Source organism: Amycolatopsis sp. NPDC051045, from assembly GCF_040682955.1.
Lineage (GTDB): Bacteria > Actinomycetota > Actinomycetes > Mycobacteriales > Pseudonocardiaceae > Amycolatopsis.
Genome location: NZ_JBFBCC010000006.1, coordinates 281,067 through 305,046, shown reverse-complemented (window position 1 = coordinate 305,046; position 23,980 = coordinate 281,067). Strand labels below are relative to the sequence as shown.

Here is a 23,980-nt window from a genome sequence, read left to right as displayed (position 1 = left end):
GCTAATCTTCATCCCATGGGGGATTGGCTGCCGCCGAGGGAGCCGGGCGAGCCGGCGTGGGCGGCGCGGGGCACGGTGATGCTGGAGACGCGTTTGCGGTGGCCCGTGATCGCCACCGTCCTCGGGGTGCTGTTCGCCGCGGTCTTCCTGTTCTCCGGTCTCGTGGTGCCCGCGGTCGCGATCCTGGCCGTCGCCGGTGTTCCCGGTTACTGGAGTTTCGCCCGTGCGAGGCAAGCGGACGCCGCCCGCCGGACGGGGTGGCGCACCGCGACGGTGACGCTCACCGGGGGGACCGGGACACGGCTGCCGAGCACCGTCGTCGTGCGGTTCTCCGACGGCAGCCGCATCGATCTCCGGCCGTGGGAGGGCGGCAGAACGGTGCTGGCGCTGGGCGACCTGCCCGGGCTGCCGGCCGTCGTCGCCGGGTCCGGGCCCGCCGCGATGACCGTGCTCGTCCTGCCCGAACTGCCCTGGCGCGAGAAGCCGGTGCTGTTCGGGGCACGCACCAAGACCTACCGGTGGCTGCCCAAGCGGTAGATCGGCGCACCGGTCGAGAGCAGCGCCTCCGAAGACGTTCGCTTCACGAGTCGGAATGCGAATTCCGTCGATGCGCGTCTTTTCCGGCACGGTCCTGAGGCGGCCCCCGCCGGAGATCCACGTCCGCTACCGCGAGGGAACCGGGATCGTGCTGCGCGCCGTGTCTTCGACGCACGGGGCCAACGCGCTCGCGGACTTCACCGACCGGCTCGCGTGGGTGGGCGGCTGGGGGCGGGACGTGGTCGTCCTCTTCCCGAACGGCCCGCGCCGCCCGGGGCCGTACGCGGTTCCGGCGACCGCGATGATGCTGCGCACCGAGGGCGGGGCCGCCGGTGACCGCGGTGGCCGAGACCGAGTGGCGTGCCGCCGCCGGGCGGGGATCGGCGGCCGGGGACGGCAGCCGGCGGTCGTGTTCCCGGACGAGCCCGGCCCGCACGTCGTCCGGTGCGGGCCGCCGGGCCGCGGGTTCAGCCGATCTCGCCGGTGAGGTAGCGCTGCAGGTTCGGCGCGATCGCCCGGACCAGGACCTCGACGTCCTCGGTGGCGAGCGGCTCGAACTTCGCCACGTACCGGACCATGCCCAGGCCGACCATCTGGCTCGCGCAGAGGTTCATGCGCAGCGTGATGCGGTCCGAGCCGATCGAGGAGATCAGCGAGCTGAAGAACCGCTGGAAGAAGTCGCGCAGCACGTGCCCGGCCTGTTCGTGGCCGGTGATGCTGCGGATGAGGGCCACGAACACGCCGCCGCCCGCGCTGTCCCAGCGGGTGATGAAGGTGCGGACGATCCGCTCGCCCAGCTCGTCGTCGGGGCCGTGGCGCAGGATCTTCTGCAGTTCCATGGGGTCGAACGGCAGCTCGAGGACCGCCTGGGCGAACAGGCCCTCCTTGCTGCCGAACCAGTGGTTGACCATCGCCGCGTCGACGCCGGCGCGGGTGGCGATCGCGCGCACGGTCGCACCGTCGTAGCCGTTTTCGGCGAACACGGCCCGCGCGGCTTCGACCAGTGCGGTGCGGGTGTCCTGGCCGGCGGGCCGGCGCCCGCGGCGGCGGGCGGTAGTCTCGGTGTTGTCCGTGGTGCTCACGGCCTCATCATGACCCAAGCCCCCACCGAATTCAACACCCATTGAATTACGGCCCGCCGAGGCCGCGCTCCGCCGGGGCGGCACAATGAGGTCCATGGTCAGCGCATCCGCCGGTTCGACCGGTCCCGGCACGGTCAGCCCGTCCCGCGAGGACTTCCGCGTCCTCGCCGAGAGCCGCCGCGTGATCCCGGTCGTGCGCCGGGTCCTCGCCGACGGCGAGACGCCGATCGGGGTGTACCGCAAGCTCGCCGCCGACCGGCCCGGCACCTTCCTGTTCGAGTCCGCCGAGAACGGCGCGTCCTGGACCCGCTGGTCGTTCATCGGCGTCCGCAGCCCGGCCGCCCTCACCGTCCGCGACGGCGAAGCGGTCTGGACCGGCACCCCGCCGGTGGGCCTGCCGAGCGAAGGCAACCCCCTGGAAGTGCTGCGCGAGACCATCGAAGCCCTGCACACCGAACCGCTGCCCGGCATGCCGCCACTGACCGGCGGCATGGTCGGCTACATCGGCTACGACGCCGTGCGCTGGCTGGAAAAGCTGCCGGAGCTGGCCGAGCGCGACCTCGACATCCCCGAGCTGACCATGCTCCTGGCCACCGACCTGGCGGCGTTCGACCACCACGAGGGCACGGTCACGCTCATCGCGAACGCCGTCAACTGGGACGACTCGCCCGAGCGCGTGGACGCGGCCTACGACGACGCCGTCGCCCGGCTGAGCGCCATGACCGAGCAGCTGCAGGTGGCCGCGCCCGCCACGATCGCCGCGTTCGACCGCCCCGCACCGGAATTCACCCGGAAGCGCTCGAAGGCGGACTTCCACGCCGCGGTCGAGAAGGCCGTCGAGGCGATCAAGGCCGGTGAAGCGTTCCAGATCGTGCCGTCGCAACGGTTCGAGATTCCCACCGCCGCCGACGCGCTCGACATCTACCGCGTGCTGCGGACGTCGAACCCGAGCCCGTACATGTACCTGCTGCGGCTCGAGGGCTTCGACATCGTCGGCTCCAGCCCCGAATCGCTGGTCACCGTGCGGGACGGCCGCGCGACCACGCACCCGATCGCGGGCACCCGCTGGCGCGGCGCCGACCCGGAGGAGGACGCGCAGCTGGCCAAGGACCTGCTCGCCGACGAGAAGGAGCGCGCCGAGCACCTGATGCTGGTCGACCTCGGCCGCAACGACCTCGGCAAGGTCTGCAAGCCGGGCACCGTGCGCGTCGTCGACTTCTTCCAGATCGAGCGCTACAGCCACGTCATGCACATCGTGTCCACCGTCACCGGCGAGCTGGCCGAGGGCAAGACGGCGTTCGACGCGGTCACCGCGTGCTTCCCGGCCGGGACGCTGTCCGGCGCGCCGAAGGTCCGCGCGATGGAACTGATCGAAGAATTGGAGCCGGTCCGCCGCGCGCTGTACGGCGGCGTCGTCGGCTACCTCGACTTCGCCGGCGACGCCGACACGGCGATCGCGATCCGCACGGCGCTGGTGAAGGACGGCATCGCGCACGTCCAGGCCGGGGGCGGGGTGGTCGCCGATTCGGTCCCGGACTACGAGGACACCGAATCGCTGAACAAGGCCAGGACCGTGCTCTCCGCGGTGGCCGCCGCGCAGACGATGGCGGCGGCCGGCGCGCTCGACCCGGCCGCGGACGCCGCCCGTGTCTGAGCCGCCGTCTCGCCGTCCACTGTGGATGATCGTGGCCGCACTGCTGCTCGGGGCGCTGGCCCTGTGGGGTGCGTCACGGCTGACGTGGTTCGCCGAGTTCCGCGACGGCGGCGTGCGGGGGACGGTCCTCTACCGCGAGACCGGCGAGCAGCGCGCCACCGCGCTCGTGCCGCTGGCGCTGCTGGCCCTGGCCGGCGTGGCCGGGCTGGTGGCCACGGGCGGCTGGGCGCGGCGCGTGCTCGGCGTCGTGCTCGCGCTGGCGGGGGCCGCGGCGGTCTGGACCGGCGTCGCCGGGGTCCGGTTCGGCGGCTACGCCGACGGGCTGCCGGTGACCGAAATGCTGCTGGGCCGCGGCCTCGCCGTGCTCGGGGGAATTCTCGTCGCCGCCGGCGGGTTGGCAGCCCTCAAGGGCGCGGGCCGGGCCGCGCGGCTCGGCGCGAAGTACGCGGCTCCGGCGACGCGGAAGAAGGTGCGTGACCCGGACGCCGAGCTGTGGGAGGCGCTGTCCGAGGGGGAAGACCCCACGGACGTCCGGGGCAGGCATTCGGAGTAACGCGCACACCCGGAACCGGGCGGTTCGGATGCGGGGGTTAGCATCGTTTCGGCGGGAAGGGGAAGGTTTTTGTGAGCGACCTTGCGAGTGAATCCGTGAGCACGTACCCAGGCGGGGGCGTCCGGTGACCGTGCTCGAAGACATCGTCGCCGGCGTGCGGGAAGACCTCGCCGTGCGGGAATCCGCGCTGCCGTTCGACGAGCTGAAGATCCGCGCGGCCGCCGCCCCGGCGCCCCGCGACGTGATGGCCGCCCTGCGTGAGTCCGGCATCGGCGTGATCGCCGAAGTGAAGCGACGCAGCCCCTCGAAGGGCGACCTGGCCGACATCCCCGACCCGGCCGCGCTGGCGAAGGACTACGAAGCCGGCGGTGCGCGCGTGATCAGCGTGCTCACCGAGCAGCGCCGCTTCGGCGGTTCGCTGGCCGACCTGGACGCGGTCCGCGCCGCGGTGGACATCCCCATCCTCCGCAAGGACTTCGTCGTCAGCCCCTACCAAGTGCACGAGGCCCGCCTGCACGGCGCCGACATGGTGCTGCTGATCGTCGCCGCGCTGGAGCAGAACGCGCTCGTCTCGCTGCTCGACCGCGTCGAGTCCCTCGGGATGACCGCGCTGGTGGAGATCCACAACGCCGAGGAGGCCGACCGGGCCCTCGAGGCGGGCGCCAAGGTCATCGGCGTCAACGCGCGCAACCTGCACACCCTCGAGGTGGATCGCGACGTCTTCTCGCGGCTGGCCCCCGGCCTGCCGATGGATGTCTACAAGGTCGCCGAATCCGGGGTCCGCGGGCCGGGCGACCTGATGTCCTACGCCGGCCACGGCGCCGACGCGGTGCTGGTCGGCGAGGGGCTCGTCGCCTCCGGTGACCCGAAGGGCGCCCTGGTCAAGCTGGTCACCGCCGGCTCGCACCCCGCCTGCCCGAGGCCGTCGCGGTGACGGAGGAGCACGGCAAGCACGACCCGGACGAGCGCGGCTACTACGGCCCGTACGGCGGCCGGTTCATGCCGGAGGCGCTGATCGGCGTCATCGACGAGGTCGCCACCGAGTACGACAAGGCCCGCCACGACCCGGAGTTCCTGAACGAGTTCAACCGGCTGCTGAAGGACTACGCGGGCCGCCCGTCGCTGCTCACCGAGGCCAAGCGCTTCGGCGAGCACGCCGGCGGCGCACGGGTGTTCCTCAAGCGGGAAGACCTGAACCACACCGGGTCCCACAAGATCAACAACGTGCTGGGCCAGGCGCTGCTCACCAAGCGGATGGGCAAGAAGCGCGTCATCGCCGAAACCGGCGCGGGCCAGCACGGCGTCGCGACGGCCACCGCGTGCGCGCTGCTCGACCTCGACTGCGTCGTCTACATGGGCGAGGTCGACACCGAGCGCCAGGCGCTGAACGTGGCCCGGATGCGGCTGCTCGGCGCCGAGGTGATCCCGGTCAAGACCGGTTCGCGGACGCTGAAGGACGCGATCAACGAGGCGCTGCGCGACTGGGTCACCAACTCCGACACCACGCACTACCTGTTCGGCACGGCGGCCGGGCCGGCCCCGTTCCCGGCGATGGTGCGCAACTTCCACCACGTCATCGGCACCGAAGCCCGGGAGCAGATCCTGGAGCAGGCCGGGCGCCTGCCCGACGTCGTCGCGGCGTGCGTCGGCGGCGGGTCCAACGCGATCGGCATCTTCTCGGGCTTCTACGACGACCCGTCCGTGCGGCTGGTCGGGCTGGAGCCGGGCGGCGAGGGCATCGAGGGCACCCGCCACGGCGCGACCCTGACCAAGGGCACCCCGGGCAGCCTGCACGGCGCGATGACGTACCTGCTGCAGGACGAGGACGGCCAGACGGTCGAGTCGCACTCGATCTCGGCCGGGCTGGACTACCCGGGCGTCGGCCCGGAGCACGCCTGGCTCAAGGACACCGGCCGCGCCGAGTACCGCCCGATCACCGACGCCCAGGCGATGGACGCGTTCAAGCTGCTCTCGCGCACCGAAGGCATCATCCCGGCGATCGAGTCGGCGCACGCACTGGCCGGCGCGCTGGACCTGGGCCGCGAACTGGGCCCTGCCGGCTTGATCGTGGTCAACCTGTCGGGCCGCGGTGACAAGGACATGGACACGGCGGCCAAGTGGTTCGGACTGGTGAACGAATGAGCGGGCTGGACGACCTCTTCGCCGCGACGCGCGCCGAGGGCCGCGCCGCCCTGATCGGCTACCTCCCGGCGGGCTTCCCGACGGTTTCCGGGTCCCAGGACCTGATTGCGGCGTGCGTGGACGGCGGCGCGGACCTCATCGAGGTCGGCGTCCCGTATTCGGACCCGGTGATGGACGGCCCGACCATCCAGGCCGCGTCGGTGACCGCGCTGGACAACGGCTTCCGCATCAAGCACCTGTTCGAGGTGGTCGAGTCGGTGTCGGCGCGCGGCGGCCGCGCGGTGGTGATGACGTACTGGAACCCGGTGAACCGCTACGGAGTGGACCGCTTCGCGCGTGATCTCGCTTCGGCGGGCGGGCTCGGCATGATCACGCCGGACCTGATCCCGGACGAAGCCGGGCTGTGGATGGAAGCTTCCGAGGCCCACGGCCTGGACCGGACCTTCCTGGTGGCGCCTTCGTCGTCGGAGGAGCGGCTCGCTCTCACGGCCTCGGCGTCGTCGGGCTTCATCTACGCGACCGCGGTGATGGGCGTGACGGGCGCGCGCGACCAGGTCGGCGCGGGGGCCGAGGAGCTGGTCCGCCGCACGCGGGCGCACACGGCCCTGCCGATCGGCGTCGGCTTGGGCGTCCGGTCCGGTGAGCAGGCGGCCCAGGTGGCGTCTTTCGCGGACGCGGTGATCGTGGGATCGGCCCTGGTCACGGCGGCGGCCGAGGGTCCTTCGGGGGTGCGTGCGCTGTCTGCCGAGCTGGCCGAGGGCGTCCGCCGGGCGGTCGCGACCGCTTGACCCGGAGCGGGCTCCAGGTGCCAGTCTGGGTTCCGTGACCTCCTACACCCCGGCCCAGGTGACCGAAAAGACCGGCTTCACGATCGACACGCTGCGGTATTACGAGCGCATCGGCCTGTTGCACGAGGTGGGCCGCACGGCCGGCGGCCGCCGCGTGTTCACCGAGCAGGACGTGGAGTTCCTCCAGTTGCTGCGCTGCCTGCGGTACACGGGTCTGCCGGTGGCGGAGATGCTCCGGTTCGTGGAACTGCTGCGCTCCGGCGAGGCGACGCGCGAGGAACGGGTCGAGGTGCTGCGCGAGCACGAGCAGCGCGTCGAGGCCCAGATCGAGCGGCTGAAGGAGCACCAGGAACACATCCGGTTCAAGATCCGGCTGTACAGCGGCGCGCCGGAGATGGTGCCGGCGGGCTGAGGTGCGCTGTCACACCCGTGTGACACCCATCGCCCGATTCAGAACTGTCGGTGGCGGTCCGCGTACTCCCCGTGTGTGATCCATTGCTGGCCGCGGAGATCGTTTCTCCGTCGACCAAGATCCAGGACCGGATCCTCAAACGGGCCCTCTACGCCGAAGCCCTGATCCCGTACTACCTGCTGGTCGAACCCGGCGAACCGATCGCGGCGACCCTGTTCGAACTCCAAGGCGACGAGTACGCAGCCATCGCCCAGAGCGATGAAGCGGATATCGAGCTCATCCGGCCGTTCAACGCCACAATCCGCCTCGCCTGACCGCCTTTTGTACGAAAGCTGTACATCGCCGCGGAAAAGTCCGGCCCATGGACATCGCACCTCTTCCGCGGCGCACCTTCCTCCGCGGTGCCGCCGGGCTCGCCGTCGCCGGGGCGGCCGGGCTCGTACTCCCGAGAGCCGCCCAAGCCGCCTTGGCCGCCACCGAGCCGCGGATCTACAGCTGTGCCGAGTGGGGTGCCCGGCCGGCCGCCGATGCGCTCACCACGCTGGACCACCCCGCCAACCGGATCCTGATCCACCACATCGCCAGCGCCAACAGCACCGACTACTCCCTCGCGCACGCCTTCCAGGTCGCGCGCGACGACCAGCACGACCACATCGACAACAACGGCTGGTCCGACACCGGCCAGCACTTCACCGTCAGCCGCGGCGGCTACCGGCTGGAAGGCCGGCACGGCAGCCTCGACGCGCTGCGCGGCCGCACCACCATGGTCCAGGGCGCGCACTGCCCCGGCCAGAACACCAACGCCATCGGCATCGAGAACGAAGGCCTCTACACCAGCGTCGAACCGCCCGAGACGCAGTTCGCTTCGCTCGTCGTCTTCTGCGCCTACATCTGCCGCCAGTACGGCATCCCGGTCGAGGAGATCAAGGGCCACCGCGACTTCTACAACACCGAATGCCCGGGCGACCGCCTCTACGCCAAACTGCCGCAACTGCGCAGCGAGGTGGCCAAGGCGCTCAAGTCAATGTAGGTACCGCATCACGGCGCACAGCTCGTCCGGCGGCAGGGCGCCGAGCCGGTCGAGCTCGCCGCGGCGGATGTCCATCAACGTCGTCGCCAGTTCCGGGCCGAACGCCGACGTCAGCGCGGCGTCGGCTTCGAACGCGGCCACCGCCTCGGCCAGGCCGGTGGGCAGCCGCTCGGCCGAGGGGAGCGTTCCCGGGTCGACGTCGGCCGGCTCCGGCAAGCTCGCCCGGGACTCCACGCCGGCCAGGCCCGCGAAGATCAGCGCGGCCACCACCAGGTACGGGTTGGCGGTCAGGTCGAAGCACTTGACCTCGAAGTTCGCCGCCCGTTCGCGCTGCCCGGCCGGCCCCTGGACCAGCCGCAACGGCGCCTCGCGGTTCTCCAGGCCCCACACGCGGTACACCCCGGCCCAGTGGTGCGGTTCGAGCCGCAGGTAGCTGACCACCGAGGGCGCGCCGATCGCCAGCAGCGCCGGCAGCCGCGAGAGGATGCCGGCGCCGAACGCCTCCGCCGTCTCGGTGAGCCCGAATCGCCGGTCGCCGCCCGCGCACAGGTTGCGGTCGCCGTCCCAGAGGCTCAGGTGGACGTGGCCGCCGTTGCCGACGCCGTCCGGGGCGAACTTCGGCGTGAAGGACGCACGCAGCCCGTGCTGCTCGCTGACCGTCCGGATCGTCTCGCGCGTCAGCACCGCGACGTCCGCCGCGCGCACCGGGTCGCCGGCCGCCACCGACACTTCGAACTGCCCGGCCGCGTACTCCGGGTGGATCTGTTCCACCGCGACACCCTGGGCGGTCAACGTGGACACCAGCGTGCGCAGGTAGCGCGCCTGCGAGGAGAGCCGCGCGTAGCCGTAGGCCGGGCCGGCGGTGGCGGAGCGGGGGTCGTCCGGCGCGTCGGCCGCCGTGATCACCCACTCGATCTCGAACGCCGTCCGCGCGTTGTAACCCAGCGTCGCGAGCCGGGCCGTCGCGGCCGCGGCCAGCGCCCGCGCGTCCTGCGGGTGCCGCGCACCCTCCTGGTCGTACCTCCACACCGGCGCCCACGCCCAGCCGGGCTGCGCGGCCAGCGGCACGAGCGCGTCGAGGTCCGGGTGCAGCCGCAGGTCACCGACCGGGCCGCGGGAATGGGTGCCGTCCACGATGTCGTCGGTGGCCAGGAAGAAGTCGAACGAGGTCGACGCGCCGACCCCCCACGCCGCCGCCGACCACAACCGGTCCACCGGCACGGCTTTCACCCGCGTGATCCCGCTGTTGTCCACGAAGGTCAGCGCGACGAGCTCCACGCCGGCGGCCCGCAGGCCGTCGGCCCGGATGGCCCCTTGCTGCGCGAGTTCCGCCCGATCGAGCCCACTCATCCTGCCCCCCGTCGCTGGTCACCCGGGTCTGCTCACCCCGGGAAAGAGGTGAAGATCTTGGCAGACGCCGCCGGAACCCGTCCAGGGCCACCACCTCGTTTCGTCCTGCCCCGGCTGACCGTCGTGCTGTCCGCGCCCGGCATCGCTCGTAGGGTGGGGGAAAGGCTGACCGAGGTGGACGGAGGCGCATGACCGACCTGCTCCCCTTCGTCGCGGACCTGCCGCTGGTGGACCACCACTGCCACGGCGTCGTCACCCGGGACCTCACCCGCGCGGACTTCGAGGCGATGCTCACCGAGGCCGACGCGCCTTCGCCGCTCGGCACGAGCCTGTTCGACTCGCTCATCGGGCTGGCCGTGCGCGAACGCTGCGCTCCCGTCCTCGACCTGCCGAAGCACGCACCGCCCGACGTCTACCTCGAGCGCCGCGCCGCACTGGGTGCGGCCGAGGTGGCCCGGCGCTTTCTCCGCGCCACCGGCACGACCGACTTCCTCCTGGACGGCGGTTTCCTCCCGGACTCGCTGACCACCACCCGGGAGTTCGCCGAGCTGGCGGGCACCCGTGCGCACGACGTCGTCCGGCTGGAACAGGTCGCCGAAGCGGTGATCCAGCGGACGACGGCCCACGGGTTCGCCGCCGCTTTCGCCGACGAGCTGGGGAAACGCGCCGCGGCCGCCGTCGGGCTCAAGTCGATCGCCGCCTACCGCGTCGGCCTCGAACTGGCGGGGGAGCAGCCGTCGCCGTCCGAGGTCGAAGCCGCGGCGGGCCGCTGGCTGGCGCGGATCGAGGCCGGGGAAGCCGTCCGCCTGGCCGACGAGGTGCTGCACCGGCACCTCGTGTTCACCGGCCTCGACCTGGGCCTGCCGGTGCAGTTCCACGTCGGCTACGGCGATTCCGACGTCGACCTGCACCGCTGCGACCCGCTGCTGCTCACCGGCCTGCTGCGGGCCACCCGCGACCGCGGCGTGCCGATCCTCCTGCTGCACAACTACCCGTTCCACCGCCACGCCGCGTATCTGGCGCAGGTCTTCGCGCACGTGTTCGTCGACGCCGGGCTCATCACGCACAACGCGGGGTTCCGGGCGCCGGCCGTGCTGGCCGAGCTCCTGGAGCTCGCGCCGTTCGGGAAGGTGCTCTTCTCCACCGACGCGTTCGGGCCGGCCGAGCTGTACCACCTGGGTACGGCCCTGTTCCGGCAGGGTCTGTCGGACTTCGTGCGCGCCGCGCTGGCGGCCGATGCGATGTCCGAAAAGGACGCCGTCCGGCTGTGTGCTTTGGTGGGACACGAGAACGCGAAGAGGATCTACCGCTTGGAGCACGTGTGAGTGATCTGTGGACCCGGTGGACGCAGGCGATCGCCGAGGAACTGCCCGCCGCCGTCGAGCTCCGGCACGCGGTGCACGCCGACCCCCGCGGTTCCGGCGACGAGGAGGACACCGCCCGCCTGGTGACCGCCGCGCTCGGCGCGGGCGAGGGGACCCGCGTCGCCAAGACCGGCCGCGCGATCCGGCTGGCCGGCACCTCGGACGGCCCGGCCGTGGCGCTGCGGGCCGAGCTCGACGCCCTCCCGGTGCTGGAAGGCACCGGCGTCCCGTGGGCGTCGGAGACCGACCTGATGCACGCGTGCGGCCACGACGTCCACCTCGCCGCGCTGGTCGCGGCCGGCCGCGCGGCGATCCGCGTCGGCGTGCCGCGGCCGATCCTGGCGCTCCTGCAGCCACGGGAGGAGACGTCCCCGCCCGGCGCGCTCGACGTCGTCGAGTCCGGGGTGCTGGCCGAACACGGGGTGGACACCGTGATCGGCGCGCACGTCCAGCCGCGGATCGCCCACGGCGTGGTGTCGGCGGCGCCCGGCCCGGTGAACGCCTCGACCGACGAGTTCGAGGTGACGCTGCACGGCCAGGGCGGCCACGCCGGCTACCCGCACCTGCTGCGCGACCCCATCCTCGCGCTGTCCCAGGTGGTCGTGAGCCTGCAGCAGATCGCGTCGCGCCGGATCGACCCGGTGTTCGGCGCGGTCTGCTCGATCGGCCGGATCCAGGCCGGCGCCGCGGCCAACGTCGTCCCGAACAGCGCGACCGCGTTCGGCTCGCTGCGCGTGATGCGCGAGAAGGACCGCGAAAGCGCGCTCGAGACCCTCCGGGAGATCGTGCACGGCACGGCGCGGGCGCACGGCTGCGACGCCGAGCTGAAGATCAACCCGTGCGAGCCGGTGCTGAACAACGATCCCGAGCTGGCGGTGGGTGCGCAGCGCTGGCTGCGGCACGCCGGTTTTGCCGTCGACGGCAAGTTCCGGTCGTTCGGCGCCGACGACTTCGCCCACTACTGCGGCGGCGGAACCCGCGGCCTGATGCTGTTCGTCGGTCTCGGCGACACGGCGGGCGTGCCGAGTCTGCACGACGAACGGTTCCTCCCACGTGACGAAGCCGTCACCCAGGTCGCGCACGCGCTGGTGGCGGGCTACCTGGCCGCCTTGGACGCTCCGGTGCGTTAACTGCGGCCGGGTTGGTAACGCACGGCACAGTAGCGCTACGGTGGCCGCGTGATGAGCGCCTACCTCGCGACGATCCCCAGCCCCGACCAGGGGGTCTGGCACCTGGGACCGATCCCGCTCCGTGCGTACGCCCTGTGCATCATCGCCGGCATCATCGTGGCGATCTGGTGGGGCGAACGGCGCTGGGCCGCCCGCGGCGGCACCCAGGGCACGGTGATCGACGTCGCGGTGTTCGCGGTGCCGTTCGGCCTGGTCGGCGGCCGGTTGTACCACGTGCTGACCGACCCCGAGCTGTACTTCACCGAGGGCCGCAACCCCTGGAACGCGTTCGCGATCTGGGACGGCGGCCTCGGCATCTGGGGCGCCATCGCCCTCGGCGCGGTGGGAGCGCTCATCGCCTGCCGCCGCAAGGGGGTGCCCCTGCCGGCGATGGCGGACGCGGTCGCCCCCGGCATCGTCGTCGCGCAGGCCATCGGGCGCATCGGCAACTACTTCAACCAGGAGCTCTACGGCGCGCACACCGACCTGCCGTGGGGCCTCGAGGTCTTCCAGCGGTTCAACCCGGAGGACCCGAACAACCTGCTGAACGGCGTCGCGACGGGGCACATCCCGCTGCCGGAGAGCCCGGTCCACCCGACGTTCCTGTACGAGCTGCTCTGGAACCTGCTGGTCGCGCTGCTGGTGGTGTGGGCGGACCGCAAGTTCAAGCTCGGCCACGGGCGGGCGTTCGCGCTGTACGTCGCCGGCTACACCGTGGGCCGCGGGTGGATCGAGATGATGCGGACCGACACCGCGAACCACATCCTCGGGCTGCGCGTGAACGTGTGGACGTCGATCCTGCTGTTCCTGGGTGCGGTGGTGTACTTCGTGGCCGCCGGGAAGCGAGGGCCGCGGGAGGCGCCGGAGTCCCTGCGGAGCAAGGACGCGCCTGGTCCGGACGAAGTTCCGGAGACTTCGGCTTCGGACTCGGCTTCGGCTTCAGAGTCGGCTTCGGAGGCTGAGCCGGCTGAGCCGGTGGTCGCCGACGAGCCCGAGCACGCCAAGGTGACGGCCGATGCCCCGGCTGCCGTGGAGAAGCCCGCTGCGGAAGCCCCGGCCGACGAGCCGAAGAAGCCCGAAGAGAGCTGAGCCCCGGCCGCCTCGGGGCGCTGGCCGCCGGTCGACAGCAGCGGGACCGTGCTGAGCAGCCCCCGTTTTCCGCGCTACGGGGGAGGGCCGACAGTTTCGGGCGGCCGGAGGGGCTCAGCCGAGGTCGGGCAGGCCCAGTTCGAGGTTGGGCGTCTGCAGGCCGCCGTCGACCTCGAGGATCTTGCCCGTGAGGTAGCCGCCGGCGCGCGAGGCCAGGAAGATCACCGTCGCCGCGATGTCCTCCGCGTCGCCGATCCGCTTCAGCGGCGTCGCCGCCTCCATCTTCGAGCGGAGCTCCGGGTTGCCGACCACGATCTCCAGGGCCGAGGTCGCCACCGAACCCACCGAGATCGCGTTCACCCGGACCTTCGGCGCCAGATCGGCCGCCGCCAGGCGGGTGTAGTGGGCCAGGGCCGCCTTCGCCGTTCCGTACGCCGCGAAGCCGCGGCCGCTGACCCGGCCCAGCACCGACGAGATGTTGACCACCGAGCCGCCCGTTTCCAGCAGGGCCGGCGCCGCCGCCGTCGTCAGCGCGTGGGCCGTCGCGACGTTGAAGCGGAACGCCTCCTCCATGAACTCCACGGAGCTCTCCAGCAGGGGCCGCGGGTACGTGCCGCCGACGTTGTTGACCACCAGGTCGAGGCGCCCGAACTCCGACACCGCCGTCGCGGCCAGTGCCGCCGCGGCCTCGGGCGAAGAGAGGTCCACCGCGACGACGTGGGCGCGGCGGCCGGCCTCGGACACGCGCGCGGCGATCTCCGAGAGCTGGGCTTCGGTGCGGGAGGCGATGACCACGTCGGCGCCCGCTTCGGCGAGGGCCACGGCGGTGGCCGCGCCGATCCCGCGTCCGGCGCCGGTGACCACCGCGACCTGGTCGGTGAGCTTGAACCGGTCGAGGATCATGCGGCGAAATGTAACACGTTCTAGTGACCGGGGACACAGGGCGTCAACCCCGTCACGTTGGCCTGACCGGCGTTTCCGGGCCGTATACTTAGCGGAACGAACTACCGGGAACCCATCAGGAACTACGTCGTTCCGCGCAGCCAGATCGTTACCGTCCGCCGCCGTCCGGGGCGCTCTGAAGTGCTGCTGGCGTGTTTCCCAGGTGTTAAAGTCGCGCTAACAAGCGGGCCATCGTCGTCCCGTGCGCTCCCCGGCCGGTAGCCCGGCCCCGCACGACAAGACGACGAAGGAGGTCCCTTCATGATCTTCTCCGCCATGCCCGGCAAACAGGGTCTTTACGATCCGGAGACCGAACAGGACTCCTGCGGGGTGGCCATGGTGGCCGACATCCGCGGGCGCCGCTCCCACGGTATCGTCACCGACGGCCTGGCCGCGCTGACCAACCTCGACCACCGCGGCGCCGCGGGCGCCGAGCCCACCAGCGGCGACGGCGCCGGCATCCTGCTGCAGCTGCCCGACGCCCTGCTGCGCGCCGAGGCCGGGTTCGCCCTGCCCGAACCCGACGAGCGGGGCCACCACACCTACGCCGCCGGGATCGCTTTCCTGCCTCAAGACGCCGAGCAGCGCCGCAAGGCCGTCGGGCTCGCCGAACGCATCGCCGTCGAAGAGGGCCTCGAGATCCTCGGCTGGCGCGAGGTCCCGGTCGACGCCGACCGCGCCGACATCGGCCCGACCGCCCGCTCGGTCATGCCGCACTTCGCGATGCTGTTCGTGACGGCGGACGGGAAGTCGGGCCTGGCCCTCGACCGGCTCGCCTTCTGCCTGCGCAAGCGCGTCGAGAACGAGAGCGCGAACGCCGGCTGCGGCACGTACTTCCCGTCGCTGTCCTCGCGGACGATCGTCTACAAGGGCATGGTGACGCCGGAGCAGCTGCCCGCGTTCTTCGCCGACCTGCGTGACGAGCGGCTGGAAAGCGCCATCGCGCTGGTGCACTCGCGCTTCTCCACCAACACCTTCCCGTCGTGGCCGCTGGCGCACCCGTTCCGGTTCGTGGCCCACAACGGCGAGATCAACACCATCCGCGGCAACCGCAACCGCATGCGCGCCCGCGAGGCGCTGCTGGAGTCCGACGTCATCCCCGGCGACCTGTCGCGGCTCTTCCCGATCTGCTCGCCGGACGCGTCGGACTCCGCGTCCTTCGACGAGGTCCTCGAGCTGCTGCACCTGGGCGGCCGGTCGCTGCCGCACGCGGTGCTGATGATGATCCCGGAGGCGTGGGAGAACCACGCCACCATGAAGCCCGAGCGCCGCGCTTTCTACCAGTTCCACGCCAGCCTGATGGAGCCGTGGGACGGGCCCGCCTGCGTCACCTTCACCGACGGCAGCCTGGTCGGGGCGGTCCTGGACCGCAACGGCCTGCGCCCGGCGCGCTGGTGGCGCACGGCCGACGACCGCGTCGTGCTGGCCAGCGAGGCCGGCGTGCTGGACGTCGCTCCGAAGGACGTCGTCGCCAAGGGCCGGCTCAAGCCCGGCAAGATGTTCCTGGTCGACACCGCGGCCGGCCGGATCGTGGACGACGAAGAGGTCAAGTCCGCGCTGGCCGCCGAGCTGCCCTACGACTCGTGGCTGCACGCGGGCCTGCTCAAGATCGCCGAGCTGCCCGACCGCGACCACGTCGTGCAGAGCCACGACTCCGTGCTGCGGCGCCAGCTTTCCTTCGGCTACACCGAAGAAGAGCTCAAGATCCTGCTCGCGCCGATGGCCGAGAAGGGGGCCGAGCCGATCGGCTCGATGGGCTCCGACACCCCGCCCGCGGTGCTGTCGAAGCGGTCCCGGCTGCTCTACGACTACTTCAAGCAGAACTTCGCCCAGGTGACCAACCCGCCGCTGGACGCGATCCGCGAAGAGCTCGTCACCTGCATGGCGCGGATCATGGGGCCGGAACGCAACCTCCTGGCCCCCGGGCCGGCGTCCTGCCGGCACCTGAAGCTGCCGTACCCGGTCATCGACAACGACGAGCTCGCCAAGCTCATCCACATCAACGACGACGGCGACCTCCCCGGCTTCGCGTGCAGCGTCCTTTCCGGACTGTACGAAGTGGACGGTGGCGCCGCGGCGCTGGCGTCGGCGATCGAGCGCGTCCGGCGCGAGGCGTCCGAGGCGATCGCCGCCGGTGCGCGCACGCTCGTGCTGTCCGACCGCGACTCCGACCACCGGATGGCGCCGATCCCGTCGCTGCTGCTGGTTTCGGCGGTGCACCACCACCTGGTCCGCACCAAGGAACGCCTGCGCGTCGCGCTGGTCGTCGAGTCCGGCGACGCGCGCGAGGTGCACCACATCGCGCTGTTGCTCGGCTACGGCGCCGCCGCGGTCAACCCGTACCTGGCCTTCGAGACCATCGAAGACATGATCGGGCAGGGCGCGGTCACCGGCATCGAGGCCGCCAAGGCGATCCGCAACTACGTGCAGGCGCTGGTCAAGGGCGTCCTGAAGATCATGTCCAAGATGGGCATCTCCACGGTCGGCGCCTACACCGCCGCCCAGGTCTTCGAGTCCCTCGGCCTGAGCCAGGACCTGCTCGACGAGTACTTCACCGGGACGTCGTCGAAGCTCGGCGGCGTCGGCCTCGAGGTGCTCGCCGAAGAGGTGGCGACGCGTCACCGCCGCGCGTACCCGGACAACCCGACCGACCGCGTCCACCGTGGACTCGACACCGGCGGCGAGTACGCCTACCGCCGCGAGGGCGAGCTGCACCTGTTCACGCCGGAGACGGTGTTCCTGCTGCAGCACGCGTCCAAGACCGGCCGCGAAGAGGTGTACCGCAAGTACACCGACGAGGTGCACCGCCTGTACCGCGAGGGTGGCACGCTGCGCGGGCTGTTCGCCTTCCGGAACGGCGTCCGCGAGCCGGTGCCGCTCGACGAGGTCGAGCCCGCCGAGGCGATCTTCAAGCGCTTCAACACGGGCGCGATGTCCTACGGCTCGATCTCGGCCGAAGCGCACGAAACCCTGGCCATCGCGATGAACCGGATCGGCGGCCGGTCCAACACCGGCGAGGGCGGCGAGGACCCGGAGCGGCTCTACGACCCCGAGCGCCGCAGCGCGATCAAGCAGGTCGCTTCCGGCCGCTTCGGCGTCACCAGCGAATACCTGGTCAACGCCGACGACATCCAGATCAAGATGGCGCAGGGCGCGAAGCCCGGCGAGGGCGGCCAGCTGCCGCCGAACAAGGTGTACCCGTGGATCGCACGCACCCGGCACTCGACGCCGGGCGTGGGGCTGATTTCGCCGCCGCCGCACCACGACATCTACTCCATCGAGGACCTGGCCCAGCTGATCCACGACCTCAAGAACGCCAACGAGCACGCCCGCATCCACGTGAAGCTGGTGTCCTCGCTCGGCGTCGGCACGGTCGCGGCCGGCGTGTCCAAGGCGCACGCCGACGTCGTGCTCATCTCCGGCCACGACGGCGGCACCGGCGCGTCCCCGATGAATTCGCTCAAGCACGCGGGCACGCCGTGGGAGATCGGGCTCGCCGAGACCCAGCAGACGTTGCTGCTCAACGGTTTGCGCGACCGGATCACCGTGCAGGTGGACGGCGCCATGAAGACCGGGCGCGACGTCGTCATCGCGGCGCTGCTCGGCGCCGAGGAGTACGGCTTCGCCACGGCCCCGCTCGTCGTCGCGGGTTGCATCATGATGCGCGTCTGCCACCTCGACACCTGCCCGGTCGGCGTCGCCACGCAGAGCCCCGAGCTGCGCAAGCGCTACACCGGCCAGGTCGAGCACGTGGTGAACTTCTTCAAGTTCGTCGCCGAAGAAGTCCGGGAAACCCTCGCGCAGCTGGGCTTCCGGACGCTCGACGAGGCCATCGGGCACGCCGAGCTGCTGGACACCGACGAGGCCGTCGACCACTGGAAGGCGTCCGGGCTCGACCTGGCGCCGATCTTCGAGGTGCCGTCCGAGACGCCGTACGGCGGCGCGAAGCGGCGCACCCGCGGCCAGGACCACGGCCTCGAGCACGCGCTGGACCGCACGCTCATCCAGCTCGCCGAGGCGGCGCTGGAAGACGCGCACCACGTGAACATCGAGCTCCCGGTGCGCAACGTCAACCGGACCGTCGGCACGCTGCTCGGTTCGGAGATCACCCGCCGCTACGGCGGGGACGGCCTGCCCGCGGGCACCATCAACGTCACGCTCACCGGCTCCGCGGGCCAGTCGCTCGGCGCGTTCCTGCCGCGCGGCATCACCCTCGACATGGTCGGCGACGCGAACGACTACGTCGGCAAGGGGCTCTCCGGCGGCCGGATCATCGTCCGGCCCGACCCGGAGGCGAGCTTCGCCGCCGAGGCGCAGACGATCGCGGGCAACACCATCGCCTACGGCGCGACCGGCGGCGAGATCTTCCTGCGCGGCCAGGTCGGCGAACGCTTCTGCGTCCGCAACTCCGGCGCCACGGTCGTCGCCGAGGGCGTCGGCGACCACGCCTTCGAGTACATGACCGGCGGCCGCGCGGTGGTGCTCGGCCCGACCGGGCGGAACCTGGCGGCCGGCATGTCCGGTGGCATCGCCTTCGTCCTCGACGTCGACGCCAGGAAGGTCAACCAGGACATGGTGGACCTCCTGCGGCCGACCGCCGACGACATGGCGTGGCTCAAGAAAATCGTGCAACAGCACTACGATCTCACCCGCTCCGCGGTGGCGGCGTCGCTGCTCGGCGACTGGCCGCGCCGCTCGGCGGCGTTCACGAAGGTGATGCCGCGCGACTACCAGCGGGTTCTGGACGCGGCGAAGGCGGCCCGCGCCGCCGGCCGCGACGTCGACGAGGCGATCATGGAGGCCGCTCGTGGCTGATCCGACGGGTTTCCTGAAGTACGACCGCGAAGAGCCCTCGAAGAAGTCCAAAGAGGAACGGCTTTCTTCGTGGGGCGAGGTCTACGCGGACGTCGACCCCGGCGAGCGCAACGCGAAGGTGCGCAAGCAGGCGTCGCGGTGCATGGACTGCGGCATCCCGTTCTGCCACTCCGGCGGCTCCGGCTGCCCGCTGGGCAACCTGATCCCGGAGTGGAACGACCTGGTCCGCCGCGGCGACTGGGCCGCGGCGAGCGACCGGCTGCACGCCACCAACAACTTCCCCGAGTTCACCGGGAAGCTGTGCCCGGCGCCGTGCGAAGCGGGCTGCGTGCTGTCGATCTCGCCGGCCTCAGGCGGCCCGGTGTCGATCAAGCGCGTCGAGCAGACGATCGCCGACCAGTCCTGGGAAGCGGGCTACGTCCAGCCGCAGATGTCCGAGGTGTCCACCGGACGGCGGGTCGCGATCGTCGGTTCCGGGCCGGCCGGGCTGGCCGCCGCCCAGCAGCTGACCCGCGCCGGGCACGAGGTCACCGTCTTCGAGCGCGACGACCGGCTCGGCGGGCTGCTGCGCTACGGCATCCCCGAGTTCAAGATGGAGAGGAAGGTCCTCGACCGGCGCCTGGCGCAGCTGCGCAAGGAAGGCACCCGGTTCGTCACCGGGTGCGAGGTCGGCGTCGACCTGACGGTGGAGGACCTGCGCGCGCAGTACGACGCGGTCGTGCTCGCGGTCGGCGCGCTGCGCGGCCGCGACGACACGACGACGCCGGGCCGCGAGCTGGCGGGCATCCACCTGGCGATGGAGCACTTGGTGCCGGCCAACAAGTACGTCGAGGGCGACGGCCCGCCCGCGGTCGACGCCGGCGGCAAGCACGTGGTGATCATCGGCGGCGGCGACACGGGTGCGGATTCGTACGGCACGGCCACCCGCCAGGGCGCCCTGTCGGTGACGCAGCTCGACCAGTACCCGATGCCGCCGACGACCCGGGACGACGAGCGTTCGCCGTGGCCGACGTGGCCGTACATCCTGCGCACGTACGCGGCGCACGAGGAGGCGGGCGAGCGCAAGTTCGCGGTGGCGGTGAAGCGTTTCGTCGGCTCCGAGGGCCGCGTCACGGCGGTCGAGCTGCAGCAGGTGAAGGTGCAGAAGGACCCGGCGACGGGCCGCCGCGAGGTCATCCCCGTCAACGACGAGGTGGAGACCCTTCCGGCGGACCTGGTCCTGCTGGCGATCGGCTTCGAGGGCGTCGAGGAGATGCCGCTGCTGTCCGGGTTGGGCCTGTCCCTGACCCGCCGCGGAACGCTCTCGTGCGGCGCGGACTGGCAGACCGAGTCGCCGGGCGTGTTCGTCTGCGGCGACGCCCACCGAGGCGCCTCACTGGTGGTGTGGGCGATCGCGGAGGGCCGATCGGTGGCGAACGCGGTCGACGCGTTCCTGACCGGCGCGTCGGACCTCCCGGCGCCGGTCCACCCGACGGCCCTGCCGCTCGCCGTCGTCTGAGTCCGTTCGTCCGAAGGCCCCCTCGCCGCTGGCGAGGGGGCCTTCGGTGGTTCGTGGGCGGAATCGCCGTAACGAGGAGCGTCCTCGCAGCGACGCTGGGAGAGCCAGCGGACGGTGACGGGGAGGATCGTCGATGACCCAGCCGGTGGAAGACGAGCCGAGCAGCGTCGTGAACTCGGTTTCGATCGACGGCGACGTGACCGGTGACATCCTCCAGGTCGGGCACGTGGCGGGCAGCTTCCACTACAGCCCGCGTGGCGTGGCCAAGTCCTGGTACCGGGGGACGGTGCGGAGGATTGCGCCTGAGCACTTGGTGGGGCGTGAGAACGAGCTGGCCAAGCTCGAACGATTCTGCCTGGACCCCGAGCCCTCGCCGTCGTACGCGTGGTGGAGAGCTGACGCCTGGAGCGGCAAGACGGCACTCATGGCGTCGTTCGTGCTGGATCCCCCCGAGGAGGTCCGGCTGGTCTCGTTCTTCATCACCGCACGGGACGCGGGATCCGACACGCGAGCCGGCTTCCTGGCCGCCATGATCCCGCAGCTGGCCGAGGTGCTGGAGATCCCGATGCCGGAGCAATCCGGCGCGTCGGACTTCCCGGGATTGCTCGACGCGGCCGCGGAAGCCAGTGCGCACCGCGGCCGACGGCTGATCCTGGTCGTGGACGGGCTCGACGAGGACCGAGACGCAGGGGAGGACCACGGGGCCAAGAGCATCGCAGCCATGTTGCCTCGCCGTCCCGTTCACGGCATGCGGGTCATCGTCACCGGGCGGCCGAATCCCGGCGTTCCGCCCGCTCTTCCGCAGGACCACCCCCTCCACGATCCTTCGGTCATCTGCGAACTCGAGCCCTCGTCCGCGGCTTCCGAGGTTCGCCAGGCCATGGAACGCGACCTCGACCGGTTACTCGATGTGGAGGCGGGCGAGGCCCGGGATGCGCTGGGCTTGCTGGTCGCTGCCCGAGGTGGGCTCAGCCGCGAAGATCTCGTCGAACTCGTCGGACGGGGGAGCGCCGTACTCGGGACGGGCGACGGTGCCCTGTCCGGCTCCGGTCGTCCTGACCGGGTCGAGTCGCGAGTCCGCGCGGTCTTGAACAGCGTCGAAAGCAGGGTGTTCGGCCGCCGGCGTGCTCGCTGGAATCCCGGCTCGGCGCCGGAAGTCTACCTACTGGGGCACGAGGGTCTCCAAGACAAAGCCGTGAGCCGGTTCGGCTCGGACGCTCTTCGCGCCTACCGGGACCGGATCACCGCTTGGGCTGATGAATACCGGGACCGGGGTTGGCCCGCTTCGACGCCCCAGTATCTCCTGCTGGGCTATCCGAGGCTCCTCCAGGAGGCAGGGCAACTCCAGCGGATGGTCGAATGCGTCACGGATCTGGTGCGGCGGGAGCGCATGCTGGAGGTCTCCGGTGGGGAAGCGTCGGCCCAGGCCGAGATCACGGCAACACACGCGGCGGTTTCCGCGTCGGCCCGACCTGACGTGCTGAGTCTGCTCAAGCTGACGATGCACCGCGACGACCTGGGGGCACGCAACGCCCGGACGCCGGCGCGCTTGCCTGCGCTCTGGGCTCGGCTGGGCAACTTCGACCGCGCCGAGGCTCTCGCGCGTTCGATCTCCGAGCCGTCCCGGAGGGCTGATGCGGTTTCCGAGTTGATCCCGGTCTTGGTCCGTGCCGGGCAGGTCGACCGTGCCGATCGGATCGTGGCCGAGGTGGTCGACGAAAAGCTGTATCCGTACGTCAGACAGCGTCTCGTCCGTGAGCTCGCGGCCGGTGGCGACCGCACGCGCGCCAGGGTGATGGCCGACGCCATCGAAGATGCGGGCTGGCGAAGCCGGGCACTGCTCACCTTGTCGATCGACGGCCCCTTGACCGATCCGGATTCGGTGTTGGCCGCCGCCGAAACCATGGAGAACGGCAACGCGAGGTTCAGCGTCCGCTACTTCGTCGCCGCTCGGCTGATCGAGCAAGGAGAAATAGACCGCGCAGTTGCCATATCCAAGGATTTCGACTTGCCGTTCCGCGCTGACGTGATCGAGCGGGCCGCGCGCCATCTTCGGGAGGGTGGAGATCCGAAGGCCGCCTACGACTTTGCTGTGTCAGCCGGTGAGTTCGCGCCGAGTATTGCTTTTCGAACGGAGCTGGAAGGCTTGGCTTGTGTCGACCTCGAACTCGCCAAGGAGAAGGTGTTCGGCGTCGGCGACTCGAACCGCCGTGAGCAGTACGTCTGCGATCTCATCGAGTTCGCCATCGGAGCAGGCCACGTCGACTTCGCCGAATCGCTCGTCGGCTCCCTCTCGTCCGCTTACGGCAAGCGTGGGTTGTCCCTGGTTCTCGAGTCGGTTGCCGCACGTGACGGGTACGCGCGGGCGATGGAACTACTCGAAACGAAATTCGGGAAGCCGGGGGCCCGTGTCGGTCCGGAGGTGCGTGCGGCTGCTTTGACCGCGCTAGCCGAAGGCCTCCTGAAGTGCGGCGAGACCACCACGGCGGAGACCTTGGCCCGGCGGGCCGAATCCGCCGCGCGCAGCCTGGGTGAGGACTACCGGTATGAAGGTTCTTTTCGGCGGGTCACGGATTTCGTGATCGCGGCGAATGATGTAGCCGCTGCCGAACGGCTCGCCCGCATTCTCATCGCCTCTGGCGTGCAACGGCATGACTTCTCGGGGATCGCCGAACTGCTGGCCCATTTCAGTGACGTGGAACTGGCCGAGCGGGTGATTCTGCGGCTGGAGCGGACTTCGGTGGTGGCCGAGGCCATGGTGCCGCTGCTGCGCCGCCACCGTGCCGCCGGGGCCGAGGAAGAGATACGTCGCATTGTCGGTCAGTTCGGCGAACGCGTTGCCGACGGTTCTCTCGGGAACTTCGAAGGAACTCGTCTGGTCGACTTCTACTGTGCCGCCGGGCTTCCGGATCAAGCGCTCGCGTTCGCCGGGAAGATCGAGAACTCTTATCAGCAAGAGCTGGCCTTCGGTACCGTCATCAGGGAATTCTGCGCAGCCGGCCGGATCGAGTCGGCGGTCGAGGTCGTGCGAACCCAGGCCGGCGACCGGGTAGCTGCGTTCCGGCTGGCCGGACCACTCGCCGAGGCGATGGGTGCCGCCGGTTACGGCGACGGCCTCGAAGTGCTGGCGAGCCTGGGCGTCGAACAGCGGTCGACGATAGCCACGGCCTTCCTCGAACGGTTGGCCGAGCACGACACCGAACGTGCGCTGCACCTCGTCAGCACTTCCCTCCGGTCCTACGACCGGAGTTCGGTGCTGCTGGCGATGGCCCGGCGCCTGGCGGAGCCCGCGCGATCGCGCATTCTCGCGGAGGTGGCGCAGTCGAGTGAATGGCCGTCGGTGTTGCCGGCTCTCCGGCCGGACGAGTACCCCGGCGCGACGGAGATCGTCGACCAGTACATCCGCATGCAGGAGGCCCGGGTGGGGCTCGGCTCCGAAGACAGCTGACCGAGCGGGCCCGTTACGCCGGACAGCGGTGTGCGCTCTGTGGCGAGGCAATTACTTTCGAGTAGCTGTGTCGCCTTTGCGACGATTCACTTCTGCGGAAGGTGGGG

The 23,980-nt window shown here is 71.1% G+C and carries 19 protein-coding genes; 16 read left to right on the top strand and 3 right to left on the bottom strand.

Features of this window, described 5'->3' with window-relative positions; genetic code table 11:
• Positions 1-15: 15 nt before the first annotated feature.
• Both AB0M80_RS17760 and AB0M80_RS17755 read left to right on the top strand, forming a co-directional pair.
• Complete coding sequence (locus AB0M80_RS17760) at positions 16-537, top strand: hypothetical protein (RefSeq protein ID WP_364565456.1); 522 nt, start codon at positions 16-18, stop codon at positions 535-537.
• Between the two features lie 70 nt (positions 538-607).
• On the top strand, positions 608-1,024 hold the full coding sequence (locus AB0M80_RS17755; RefSeq protein ID WP_364565453.1) for a hypothetical protein: 417 nt from the start codon (positions 608-610) through the stop codon (positions 1,022-1,024).
• On the opposite strand, the gene AB0M80_RS17750 is transcribed toward AB0M80_RS17755, so the two are convergent.
• Positions 1,005-1,619 carry a TetR family transcriptional regulator gene (locus AB0M80_RS17750; protein WP_364565450.1) on the bottom strand — a complete coding sequence of 205 codons (615 nt, stop codon included), beginning with the start codon at positions 1,617-1,619 and terminating at the stop codon, positions 1,005-1,007. The genes AB0M80_RS17755 and AB0M80_RS17750 overlap by 20 nt on opposite strands.
• Before the next feature lie 94 nt (positions 1,620-1,713).
• On the opposite strand from AB0M80_RS17750, the gene AB0M80_RS17745 reads away from it, so the two are divergent.
• The 8 genes from AB0M80_RS17745 to AB0M80_RS17710 all read left to right on the top strand — a co-directional run bounded on the left by AB0M80_RS17745 (position 1,714) and on the right by AB0M80_RS17710 (position 8,198).
• Complete coding sequence (locus AB0M80_RS17745) at positions 1,714-3,273, top strand: anthranilate synthase component I (protein WP_364565447.1); 1,560 nt, start codon at positions 1,714-1,716, stop codon at positions 3,271-3,273.
• Positions 3,274-3,298: 25 nt separating this feature from the next.
• The gene (locus AB0M80_RS17740) at positions 3,299-3,826 is read left to right on the top strand and encodes a Trp biosynthesis-associated membrane protein (protein WP_364565445.1); all 528 of its coding nucleotides are present in this window, start codon (positions 3,299-3,301) and stop codon (positions 3,824-3,826) included.
• Between the two features lie 124 nt (positions 3,827-3,950).
• Positions 3,951-4,760 (top strand): indole-3-glycerol phosphate synthase TrpC, encoded by an 810-nt coding sequence (gene trpC / locus AB0M80_RS17735; RefSeq protein ID WP_364565442.1) that lies wholly within the window; start codon positions 3,951-3,953, stop codon positions 4,758-4,760.
• Positions 4,757-5,968 carry a tryptophan synthase subunit beta gene (gene trpB, locus AB0M80_RS17730; RefSeq protein ID WP_364565439.1) on the top strand — a complete coding sequence of 404 codons (1,212 nt, stop codon included), beginning with the start codon at positions 4,757-4,759 and terminating at the stop codon, positions 5,966-5,968. Before trpC ends, trpB begins: the two co-directional genes overlap by 4 nt.
• Positions 5,965-6,756 (top strand): tryptophan synthase subunit alpha, encoded by a 792-nt coding sequence (gene trpA, locus AB0M80_RS17725; RefSeq protein ID WP_364565436.1) that lies wholly within the window; start codon positions 5,965-5,967, stop codon positions 6,754-6,756. Before trpB ends, trpA begins: the two co-directional genes overlap by 4 nt.
• 34 nt (positions 6,757-6,790) lie before the next feature.
• Positions 6,791-7,168: a MerR family transcriptional regulator gene (locus tag AB0M80_RS17720; RefSeq protein WP_364565434.1), complete on the top strand. Its 378-nt coding sequence runs from the start codon at positions 6,791-6,793 to the stop codon at positions 7,166-7,168.
• A 50-nt stretch (positions 7,169-7,218) separates the two neighbouring features.
• On the top strand, positions 7,219-7,482 hold the full coding sequence (locus AB0M80_RS17715; protein ID WP_364565431.1) for a Uma2 family endonuclease: 264 nt from the start codon (positions 7,219-7,221) through the stop codon (positions 7,480-7,482).
• Between the two features lie 47 nt (positions 7,483-7,529).
• Positions 7,530-8,198: a peptidoglycan recognition family protein gene (locus AB0M80_RS17710; RefSeq protein WP_364565428.1), complete on the top strand. Its 669-nt coding sequence runs from the start codon at positions 7,530-7,532 to the stop codon at positions 8,196-8,198.
• Here the strand turns inward: AB0M80_RS17710 and AB0M80_RS17705 are convergent.
• The gene (locus AB0M80_RS17705) at positions 8,190-9,548 is read right to left on the bottom strand and encodes a glutamine synthetase family protein (RefSeq protein ID WP_364565425.1); all 1,359 of its coding nucleotides are present in this window, start codon (positions 9,546-9,548) and stop codon (positions 8,190-8,192) included. The two genes, AB0M80_RS17710 and AB0M80_RS17705, sit on opposite strands and share 9 nt — an antisense overlap.
• A gap of 188 nt (positions 9,549-9,736) precedes the next feature.
• Between AB0M80_RS17705 and AB0M80_RS17700 the strand changes: the two genes are divergently transcribed.
• Genes AB0M80_RS17700 through lgt form a run of 3 tightly spaced genes read left to right on the top strand, consistent with a single transcriptional unit; the run spans position 9,737 to position 13,170 of the window.
• Positions 9,737-10,873: an amidohydrolase family protein gene (locus tag AB0M80_RS17700; RefSeq protein ID WP_364565422.1), complete on the top strand. Its 1,137-nt coding sequence runs from the start codon at positions 9,737-9,739 to the stop codon at positions 10,871-10,873.
• Entirely contained in the window at positions 10,870-12,042 is a 1,173-nt protein-coding gene (locus AB0M80_RS17695) for an amidohydrolase (protein ID WP_364565419.1), read from the top strand. The genes AB0M80_RS17700 and AB0M80_RS17695 overlap by 4 nt, the downstream gene beginning before the upstream one ends.
• Before the next feature lie 51 nt (positions 12,043-12,093).
• On the top strand, positions 12,094-13,170 hold the full coding sequence (lgt, locus tag AB0M80_RS17690) for a prolipoprotein diacylglyceryl transferase (protein ID WP_364565416.1): 1,077 nt from the start codon (positions 12,094-12,096) through the stop codon (positions 13,168-13,170).
• 114 nt (positions 13,171-13,284) lie between these two features.
• On the opposite strand, the gene AB0M80_RS17685 is transcribed toward lgt, so the two are convergent.
• On the bottom strand, positions 13,285-14,073 hold the full coding sequence (locus AB0M80_RS17685; RefSeq protein WP_364565413.1) for an SDR family oxidoreductase: 789 nt from the start codon (positions 14,071-14,073) through the stop codon (positions 13,285-13,287).
• Between the two features lie 300 nt (positions 14,074-14,373).
• On the opposite strand from AB0M80_RS17685, the gene gltB reads away from it, so the two are divergent.
• The 3 genes from gltB to AB0M80_RS17670 all read left to right on the top strand — a co-directional run bounded on the left by gltB (position 14,374) and on the right by AB0M80_RS17670 (position 23,873).
• On the top strand, positions 14,374-18,927 hold the full coding sequence (gene gltB, locus AB0M80_RS17680; protein WP_364565410.1) for a glutamate synthase large subunit: 4,554 nt from the start codon (positions 14,374-14,376) through the stop codon (positions 18,925-18,927).
• On the top strand, positions 18,920-20,425 hold the full coding sequence (locus AB0M80_RS17675; protein ID WP_364565407.1) for a glutamate synthase subunit beta: 1,506 nt from the start codon (positions 18,920-18,922) through the stop codon (positions 20,423-20,425). The genes gltB and AB0M80_RS17675 overlap by 8 nt, the downstream gene beginning before the upstream one ends.
• A gap of 133 nt (positions 20,426-20,558) precedes the next feature.
• Complete coding sequence (locus AB0M80_RS17670) at positions 20,559-23,873, top strand: hypothetical protein (RefSeq protein WP_364565404.1); 3,315 nt, start codon at positions 20,559-20,561, stop codon at positions 23,871-23,873.
• Positions 23,874-23,980 lie beyond the last annotated feature (107 nt).

What these genes read in the sequence shown, in the direction of transcription:
- AB0M80_RS17710 (WP_364565428.1), top strand. Translation starts at nt 7,530, where the DNA reads ATGGACATCGCACCTCTTCCGCGGCGCACCTTCCTCCGCGGTGCCGCC.
- gltB (WP_364565410.1), top strand. Translation starts at nt 14,374, where the DNA reads ATGATCTTCTCCGCCATGCCCGGCAAACAGGGTCTTTACGATCCGGAG.
- AB0M80_RS17745 (WP_364565447.1), top strand. Translation starts at nt 1,714, where the DNA reads ATGGTCAGCGCATCCGCCGGTTCGACCGGTCCCGGCACGGTCAGCCCG.
- AB0M80_RS17685 (WP_364565413.1), bottom strand. Translation starts at nt 14,073, where the DNA reads ATGATCCTCGACCGGTTCAAGCTCACCGACCAGGTCGCGGTGGTCACC.
- trpA (WP_364565436.1), top strand. Translation starts at nt 5,965, where the DNA reads ATGAGCGGGCTGGACGACCTCTTCGCCGCGACGCGCGCCGAGGGCCGC.
- AB0M80_RS17755 (WP_364565453.1), top strand. Translation starts at nt 608, where the DNA reads ATGCGCGTCTTTTCCGGCACGGTCCTGAGGCGGCCCCCGCCGGAGATC.
- AB0M80_RS17740 (WP_364565445.1), top strand. Translation starts at nt 3,299, where the DNA reads ATGATCGTGGCCGCACTGCTGCTCGGGGCGCTGGCCCTGTGGGGTGCG.
- AB0M80_RS17670 (WP_364565404.1), top strand. Translation starts at nt 20,559, where the DNA reads ATGACCCAGCCGGTGGAAGACGAGCCGAGCAGCGTCGTGAACTCGGTT.
- AB0M80_RS17760 (WP_364565456.1), top strand. Translation starts at nt 16, where the DNA reads ATGGGGGATTGGCTGCCGCCGAGGGAGCCGGGCGAGCCGGCGTGGGCG.
- AB0M80_RS17700 (WP_364565422.1), top strand. Translation starts at nt 9,737, where the DNA reads ATGACCGACCTGCTCCCCTTCGTCGCGGACCTGCCGCTGGTGGACCAC.
- lgt (WP_364565416.1), top strand. Translation starts at nt 12,094, where the DNA reads ATGAGCGCCTACCTCGCGACGATCCCCAGCCCCGACCAGGGGGTCTGG.
- AB0M80_RS17705 (WP_364565425.1), bottom strand. Translation starts at nt 9,548, where the DNA reads ATGAGTGGGCTCGATCGGGCGGAACTCGCGCAGCAAGGGGCCATCCGG.